This window comes from Agrobacterium tumefaciens, from assembly GCF_013318015.2.
GTDB classification, from domain to species: domain Bacteria; phylum Pseudomonadota; class Alphaproteobacteria; order Rhizobiales; family Rhizobiaceae; genus Agrobacterium; species Agrobacterium tumefaciens.
In genome coordinates, this window is record NZ_CP115841.1 from 2,539,374 (window position 1) to 2,547,500 (window position 8,127).

The 8,127-nt window shown below is 58.8% G+C and carries 6 protein-coding genes (1 of these 6 cut by a window edge); 2 read left to right on the top strand and 4 right to left on the bottom strand.

Annotation, left to right across the window (positions count from 1 at the left end; translation table 11 throughout):
• The first annotated feature begins 75 nt into the window (after positions 1–75).
• Complete coding sequence (locus G6L97_RS12360; RefSeq protein ID WP_111782499.1) at positions 76–2,244, top strand: malate synthase G; 2,169 nt, start codon at positions 76–78, stop codon at positions 2,242–2,244.
• Positions 2,245–2,396: 152 nt separating this feature from the next.
• Here the strand turns inward: G6L97_RS12360 and G6L97_RS12365 are convergent, their stop codons facing one another.
• Positions 2,397–3,098, bottom strand: a complete 702-nt coding sequence (locus G6L97_RS12365) for a L,D-transpeptidase (protein WP_003516268.1) — start codon at positions 3,096–3,098, stop codon at positions 2,397–2,399.
• Positions 3,099–3,281: 183 nt separating this feature from the next.
• Here G6L97_RS12365 and G6L97_RS12370 point away from each other — a divergent pair, with 183 nt between their 5' ends.
• Positions 3,282–3,767, top strand: coding sequence for an MmcB family DNA repair protein (locus G6L97_RS12370; RefSeq protein WP_013635204.1), 486 nt, complete (start codon positions 3,282–3,284; stop codon positions 3,765–3,767).
• 59 nt (positions 3,768–3,826) lie between these two features.
• Here G6L97_RS12370 and G6L97_RS12375 read toward each other — a convergent pair whose 3' ends face one another.
• The 3 genes from G6L97_RS12375 to hrpB all read right to left on the bottom strand — a co-directional run.
• Positions 3,827–4,411 (bottom strand): ActR/PrrA/RegA family redox response regulator transcription factor, encoded by a 585-nt coding sequence (locus tag G6L97_RS12375; protein ID WP_003516258.1) that lies wholly within the window; start codon positions 4,409–4,411, stop codon positions 3,827–3,829.
• 67 nt (positions 4,412–4,478) lie between these two features.
• Positions 4,479–5,786, bottom strand: a complete 1,308-nt coding sequence (locus G6L97_RS12380) for an ActS/PrrB/RegB family redox-sensitive histidine kinase (RefSeq protein WP_075807707.1) — start codon at positions 5,784–5,786, stop codon at positions 4,479–4,481.
• 28 nt (positions 5,787–5,814) lie between these two features.
• A protein-coding gene (gene hrpB / locus G6L97_RS12385) for an ATP-dependent helicase HrpB (protein ID WP_065705017.1) crosses the window boundary here: on the bottom strand, positions 5,815–8,127 show its 3' portion. Its footprint extends 174 nt past the window's final position; 2,313 of the gene's 2,487 nt are visible here — the last part of the coding sequence; its start codon lies beyond the right edge, outside the window; its stop codon occupies positions 5,815–5,817.

An 8,127-nucleotide genomic window follows, 5' to 3' on the forward strand; every position in this document is an offset into this window, starting at 1 on the left:
TTGGTTGCCTCTCGCAATTGACGAGCGCCTGCCTCAGCGTCCAATCTGCGCCCTTAAGATAAAGAGGAGGCGCATGTGAGCCGCACCAATAAATTCGGTCTTTCCATTGATGACAGGCTTTATGCTTTTTTGACGGATGACGTTCTGCCGGGCACGGGTCTTGATGCAGAAACCTTCTTCGAAGGCTTTTCCGCCATCGTCCACGAGCTTTCCCCTAAGAATCGTGAATTGCTCGCAAAGCGCGACGCCTTGCAGGAAAAACTGGATGGCTGGTACCGGCAGAATGGCGCCCCGACGGATTTTGATGTCTATGAGGGCTTCCTGAAGGAAATCGGCTATCTGCTGCCGGAAGGACCCGGCTTCAAGGTCGAAACCAGCAACGTCGATTCGGAAATTGCCGCTGTCGCAGGCCCGCAGCTTGTCGTGCCGGTCATGAATGCCCGTTATGCGCTGAACGCCGCCAATGCCCGCTGGGGTTCGCTTTACGATGCGCTTTACGGCACGGATGCCATTTCTGACGCCGATGGTGCGGAAAAGGGCAGGGGCTATAATCCGAAACGCGGCGAAAAGGTCATTGCCTGGGCGCGGAACTTCCTCAACGAATCAGCTCCGCTCGAAACGGCAGGCTGGTCGGATGTGACCGGCTTCAAGATCGTTGACGGCCTCTTGCAGCTTGCAATCGGTGACAGCAAAACGGGCCTGAAAGATGCCGAGCAATTCAAGGGCTTTACCGGCGATGCGGAACAGCCGGCAACGATCCTGCTTGGCAAGAATGGTCTGCACACCGAGATCGTCATCGATCCCTCGACGGAAATCGGCAAGGGTGACAAGGCGGGCATCTCGGATGTCATTCTCGAATCGGCGCTGACAACAATCATGGACTGCGAGGATTCCGTTGCCGCTGTTGATGCCGAGGACAAGGTGCTGGTTTATGGCAACTGGCTTGGCCTGATGCGCGGCGACCTGACGGAGAAGGTTTCCAAGGGTGGTAACACCTTCACCCGTAGTCTCAACCCGGATCGTTATTACACCGCCCCCAATGGTGGAGCACTTACTCTGCCGGGGCGTTCCCTGATGCTGGTGCGTAATGTCGGTCACCTCATGACCAATCCGGCGATCCTCGACAAGGATGGCCGCGAGGTGCCGGAAGGTATCATGGACGCCGTCGTCACAGCGCTGATTGCGCTTTACGATGTCGGCCCCTCCGGCCGTCGCCAGAATTCCCGCGCCGGTTCCATGTATGTCGTCAAGCCGAAGATGCACGGGCCGGAGGAAGTCGCCTTCGCCAACGAGATTTTCACGCGGGCCGAAAAGCTTGTCGGCATGGCGCCGAACACCATGAAAATGGGCATCATGGACGAGGAACGCCGCACCACGGTCAACCTCAAGGAAAGCATTCGCGCGGCAAAAGACCGGGTCGTCTTCATCAATACCGGCTTCCTCGACCGCACGGGCGACGAAATTCATACCTCGATGGAAGCGGGTCCGATGATCCGCAAGGGCGATATGAAACAGGCGGCCTGGATTGCGGCTTACGAGAACTGGAACGTCGATATCGGTCTGGAATGCGGCCTTTCCGGCCATGCGCAGATCGGTAAGGGCATGTGGGCCATGCCTGACCTGATGGCCGCCATGCTGGAGCAGAAGATCGCGCATCCGAAGGCAGGCGCCAACACCGCCTGGGTACCTTCACCCACGGCTGCGACGCTGCATGCCACGCATTATCACAAGGTCGATGTCGCAGCCGTTCAGGACGAACTGAAAAGCCGGGGCCGGGCAAAACTCTCCGATATTCTATCGGTGCCGGTCGTGCCGCGTCCCAATTGGACGCCCGAGGAAATCCAGCGCGAACTCGACAACAACGCGCAGGGTATTCTGGGATATGTCGTGCGCTGGGTCGATCAGGGCGTCGGCTGCTCCAAGGTGCCTGACATCAACAATGTCGGACTGATGGAGGACCGCGCCACGCTGCGCATCTCCGCGCAGCATATGGCCAACTGGCTTCGCCATGGCGTGGTTACGCAAGAGCAGATCGTTGAGACCATGAAACGCATGGCCGCCGTGGTCGATAGCCAAAATGCCGGAGATCCGGCCTATCTGCCGATGGCGTCCAACTTTGAAGGATCGGTCGCTTTTCAGGCCGCCGTCGAACTTGTGCTGAAAGGCCGGGAGCAGCCTAACGGTTATACGGAACCGGTTCTGCACCGCCGTCGCCTCGAACTGAAGGCGAAGCAGGCGGCTTGAGGCCGACAGGCACTCCAGAGCACGTCTTGTCTGAACGGAATGTTCGACGTGCTCTACCTTAAAACTGCTATGCACTTTTACTGGGAATGCTCCAGAAACAAAAAAGCCGCCGGGAATTCCACGGCGGCTTTTTCTTTGTCTGGTATCTGATCTTACTGGATCACGACAACCTTGGTGCTGCGGCCGGGACGGACGCGGCTGTAAAGGTCGATGACGTCCTGGTTGATCATGCGGATGCAGCCGGAAGAGGCGGCGGTGCCGATCGATGCCCATTCAGGCGAACCGTGGATACGGAACAGCGTGTCCTGTCCCTTTTCGTTGAAGAGATACATGGCGCGCGCGCCGAGCGGGTTGGAAAGACCCGGACCCATGCCTGCCTCGACATACTTTGCGACTTCCGGCTTGCGGTCGGCCATTTCCTTCGGCGGATGCCACATCGGCCATTCCTGCTTCCAGGCGACATAGGCTTCGCCGGCCCAGGCAAAACCAGCCTTGCCAACGCCGATGCCGTAACGAACTGCGCGGTTGCCGGGCAGGATATAATAAAGGAAACGCTCACGCGTATTGACGATGATCGTGCCCGGCCGTTCGTTATTCTGGAATTCGACGATCTGACGACGGAACTTCTCGTTCACACGATTGATCGGGATGGCGGGCAGCGCATAGCCCGCGTCGGTCACAGGGCCGTAAACATCGTTGAAGATCTGGACGGTTTCGACCTTTGCCGGAACCGGGTTAGCGACCGGCACTGACGCCGCTACCTGGCCGGATGATTGGGATGTGGTTTCGGCGCAGCCGGCCAGAGCCAGTGCTGCCGTCAGACCGAGTGCAGTCAATGAGGTACGGATGCGCATATCGTTCTCGCGGAAAATTCGCCAAATTGTGCGAAGGAGTAGGCTTAATTGGATAAATCGGTTATTTTCCATTAAGCCGTTCTTGGCAAGCCGATACGCTGCTGCAGGACGAATGTGACTTTAAAATTGCCGGTTGATTGCCTTTTTGCAACAATAGGCCAAACGCCTCAGTAGCCTTTATCCATGACTATTCTTTCGCTTACCAACAATAATCCGTTAATCGACGGTCGCCAGTCGGACAAGGCGATGCTGGTGCGCCGCGGCGTTCAGGTGCTTTTGCACGAGATGCGACATTCGGTTTTGCCGGAACTGCCGCTTGCAAGCGGACGACGGGCCGATCTCATCAGCCTTTCGGCAAAGGGTGAAATCTGGATTATCGAAATCAAATCCTCGATCGAGGACTTCCGCGTCGATCGCAAATGGCCGGAATACCGCCTGCATTGCGACCGGCTGTTTTTCGCCACCCATCCGGAAGTGCCGGTCGAAATTTTTCCGGAAGAATGTGGGCTTATCCTGTCGGATGGCTATGGCGCCCATATGCTTCGCGATGCGCCGGAGCATAAATTACCGCCCGCAACCCGCAAATCGGTGATGCTGGATTTCTCGAGAACCGCCGCAACCCGGCTGATGCTGGCGGAGTGGACGACCGGGCGCAGCTTCGGAGAGTGATGCCCGGTTCCAGCCCATTTCCAGACGTAAAACCGCTTCTCACTTGTACTGTAAATGCTCTACTTCGGCGCGCGTTTCGCCAGAATGCGCTGCAGCGTTCTCCGGTGCATGTTAAGCCGGCGGGCGGTTTCCGAGACGTTGCGCTCGCACATTTCATAAACGCGCTGAATATGCTCCCAACGCACCCGGTCGGCCGACATCGGGTTTTCGGGCACTTCAGTCTTTTCACCCTTGCGCTGCGTCAGCGCATTGAAGACATCGTCCGCATCGGCCGGTTTGGCAAGATAATCCAGCGCCCCAAGCTTCACGGCGGTAACGGCGGTTGCGATATTGCCGTAGCCGGTCAGGACGACAATCTGCGTATCGTCCCGGTACTGCCGGATGGCTTCGATGACCTCGAGACCATTGCCATCCGTAAGCCGCAAATCAACGACCGCATATTTGGGCGGCGCAGCCTTGGAACGGGCAATGCCTTCGCTGACCGTCTCGGCAGTATCGACGATAAATCCGCGTGTTTCCATGGCCCGGGCAAGCCGGCGCAGGAAGGGACCGTCGTCATCGACGATCAGCAGCGATCTGTCAGCTCCGATCGGGTCGTCGTCATCCGTTGTCGCGCTGATGGGGGTCTGGTCTTCTGTCGTCATGTCTCAGGCCTTTCGGCAACTTAGTCGGCTTTTTCTTCTTATCGCCGCTTCCACGTGAATGGTAAAGTCAACGGTCTCTTTTATCGTCCATAAGCGCTCGAGGCCAGACGATTGTGACCCGCGCTCCTGTTCCGCTCAAACCGCGATTTTCGAAGGTAACGGTGGCGCCGGAGCGTTCCAGCAATGTCTTTGCAATGAAAAGCCCGAGTCCCAGCCCTCCCGCCCGGGTATCGTTGTGACGTTCGGTCACATAGGGTTCACCAATGCGGGCAAGCACGTCATGGGCATAACCCGGTCCATCATCCTCAATGGTGACGGCGACATTCTGCGAATCGTAGTCCACGGTCACGGTCACTTTTTCCCGCGCATAGTCCACGCCGTTTTCGATGAGATTGCCCAGCCCGTAAATAACGCCGGCATTCCGGATGCCGACCGGCTCGTCGATCCGGTTGTTCTTTTCGACGAGATCGAGACGGATGCCGAATTCCCGGTGCGGCGCCATCACCTCCTCAATCAGCGAGGAAAGCGGCAGGCGACGCATATGCTCCTCATCATCGGTGGAAAGTGATGTAAGGCGGCGCAGAATATCACGGCATCTTTCGCTCTGGCTGCGCAGCAGCGCTATGTCTTCGCCAAACCTTTCATCATTTCCGAGTTCCCGTTCCATTTCCTTGGCGACGACGCTGATTGTCGCCAGCGGCGTGCCCAGCTCGTGTGCCGCAGCGGCGGCCAGACCGTCTAGCTGCGAGAGATGTTTTTCCCGCTCCAGCACCAGTTCGGTCGCAGCCAGCGCATCGGCCAGCTGATTGGCCTCGTGCGAAACGCGATAGGCATAAAAGGCCGCGAAAGAGGTCGTGGCAATGATCGCGACCCAGGTGCCTACATGCAGCAGAAGCTGGATCGGCAGCACCTCACCGGGATACCACGGAACCGGAAACGGCGAAAAAGCGATTGCCGTCGAGCAGATGACGGCAAAGGCGAGCAGAATAAGCGAGTGCCGAAGCGGCTGCGAGGCGAAGGCGATGATGACCTGCACGCAGATCAGCGGTGCGAAAGGATTGGAAAGACCACCGGTGATGTAGATGAGCGCCGTCAATTGCAGCAGGTCGAATGCCAGCAGCAATGTCGCTTCCCACGGCTCCAGACGATAGGTGGAGGGAAAACGCGCAGTGAGAAACAGGTTGGCAAGCGCCAGTGCACCGATCAAAAGGCTGCAAGCCAGAAGTGGCAGGGGGAAGTTCAAGCCGAAAGCAACAAGCAGGATCGTCGCACTTTGCCCGGCCACCGCCAGCCAGCGCAACCATACGATGGTTTGCAGCCTTATCCTGCGGCTGGCGCGGCCAAGCCTTGTTGTTTCGATCGGATGGCCAGCCACCTTCATCTCCTTTGTGCTTTCATCGTCATCACGTTCCGCGCGGTTTTGCGCGGCTGGTCGGCAATGCCGATGCCGGGTCCTCAGGCCATGGATGGCGCGGATACCTCCCGCGCATGTCCGCCCGTACATCTTTCCACGATCCTGCCCAGAAACCGGGAAGATCGCGTGTCGTCTGTATCGGCCTGTGCGCCGGCGAGGTCAATTCCAGCAGCAGCGGCAACCGCCCCTGCGCGATGGCGGGATGAGCCGTCAGCCCGAAAAGCTCCTGCACACGAATGGAAAGCGTCGGTTCGCTGGCATCGTAACGAATAGGATGCCGCTGGCCCGTCGGCGCTTCGAAATGCGTCGGCGCAAGCCTGCCGAGATCGCGTGCGACCTCATAAGGCACCAGGGCTAAAAGTCCCTCGGAAAGGCTGCCGGGCCGGATATCCTGAAGGCTGCGGGCGCCGTGCTGGAAGGGCACGAACCATTCATCCAGCCGTAAAAGCAATGCAGCATCGCTGACATCCGGCCAGGGGTCGCCGATGCTGGCATTCAGAAAGCCTATCCTGTCGCGCAACTGCTGGGTTTCTTTTGTGAACGGAAGAATTCCGACACCAAATTCCCGAACGCCGTTGGCAAGTGCCTGCGCCGCCTGTTCACCCTCCGGGCGGGGCAGGGGCGTTTCGTCGAGGATGATGGCGCCTAGGCGCGTGACGCGGCGTGCACGCGCCTGACCGCTTGCCTTGTCAAACAGCAGCTGGTCCTGCTGCACAATAAGATGCGGCATCCGCTCTTCTATATCGGTGCGCTCGATGCTTGCTGCGGAAAGGATGCGCGGCTGTGCCGCACGCCCGGTAATATCGGCAACCACCAGCATCCTGCTCGCCGCCAGCCGTTCGGTTTCGGCAAGTTCTGCACCCCGGCCGTTCGCCATCACATAACGACCGCGCGCTCCTCGCTGAAGCGCAATCCGGTCCGGATAGGCGTGGAGCAGCAAGGGGCCAGCCTCGCTTGGCTGTTCATTCATAGTCTGCGCATCGCCGATCGCATCTAGAAGTCTCGAAGCCAGCTTGCGTGCCGCTTGCGCTCTTTCGCTTCTCTCGGAAAGAAAGCGGCGCAATCTTTCATCGAGATCAATGTCGGTTCCGCCCAGTCCCTGTTCCGTCAGCATGACAGCGAGCATCGCCGCCTTTTTTCCCGCACCTTCGCTCCCCGCTGCAATTACCATTGCCGCAAGCCTTGGCGGTAGTGAGAGGCTGCGCATCAGGTGGCCGCGTCGCGTCAGCGCGCCGCTTTCATCGAGTGCGCCCAGATTTTTGAGAAGCGCGATCGATTCCTTCAATGCCGCTTCGGGAGGGGCATCCAGAAATGAAAGCGCGGAAGGATCATGAACGCCCCAATGGGCGAGGTCGAGTGCAAGGCCGGAAAGATCACTCGCCAGAATTTGCGGTGGCGTGAAGGCGTTGAGCGCTGCCGTCTGTCCCGGATGCCACAGGCGGATCGCAACGCCGGGTTCCGTTCGTCCGGCTCGGCCCGCCCGTTGGTCGGCGGAGGCGCGCGAAACCCGCACTGTCTCCAGTCTCGTGATTCCCGTTGCCGGTTCGAAAACCGGTAGTCGCTGCAACCCGCTATCAATCACCACACGCACGCCATCTATGGTGATAGATGTTTCTGCGATCGATGTGGCAAGCACGATCTTGCGCCGTCCGGCCGGTGCCGGCTTGATCGCCGCATCCTGCTCCTTTTGCGAAAGATTGCCGTAAAGCGGGATGATATCTGTATCGTCGGAAAAGCGCCCCTCCAGCCGGTTGGCCGTGCGAGTAATTTCTGCCTGCCCCGGAAGGAAGGCAAGAATGGAGCCTGTTTCCGATGCATGAGCTTCGGTAATCGCCTTTGTGACTTTCTCGTCGACAGGCACACCCTGCCAGCGGTCCTCGTAGCGGATGTCGATTGGATATGTGCGGCCGAGGCTCTGAATGACAGGGGCATCGCCCATCAGCGCACTGATGCGTTCCACATCAAGGGTGGCGGACATCACGAGGATGCGCAGATCGTCTCTCAGTCCCTCCTGAACGTCGAGCGCAAGTGCCAGTCCGAAATCGCCATCGAGTGAACGTTCGTGAAACTCGTCGAAAATCACCGTCGAAACGCCGGCAAGTTCCGGGTCGTCCAGAACCATCCGGGCAAAGACACCCTCAGTCACCACTTCAATCCGGGTTCTTGAGGAGATGCGATTGTCGAGCCGCATACGATAGCCGACGGTTTCTCCAACATTCTCCTGAAGAAGATCAGCCATGCGTCCAGCCGCGGCCCGGGCGGCAAGCCGGCGTGGTTCGAGAAGAATGATCTTGCCGTCGCC

Excerpts from the sequence above, each read along its gene's own strand:
- G6L97_RS12375 (WP_003516258.1), bottom strand. The coding sequence starts at position 4,411 with ATGACGACAGAAGACCAGACCCCCATCAGCGCGACAACGGATGACGAC.
- G6L97_RS12365 (WP_003516268.1), bottom strand. The coding sequence starts at position 3,098 with ATGCGCATCCGTACCTCATTGACTGCACTCGGTCTGACGGCAGCACTG.
- G6L97_RS12370 (WP_013635204.1), top strand. The coding sequence starts at position 3,282 with ATGACTATTCTTTCGCTTACCAACAATAATCCGTTAATCGACGGTCGC.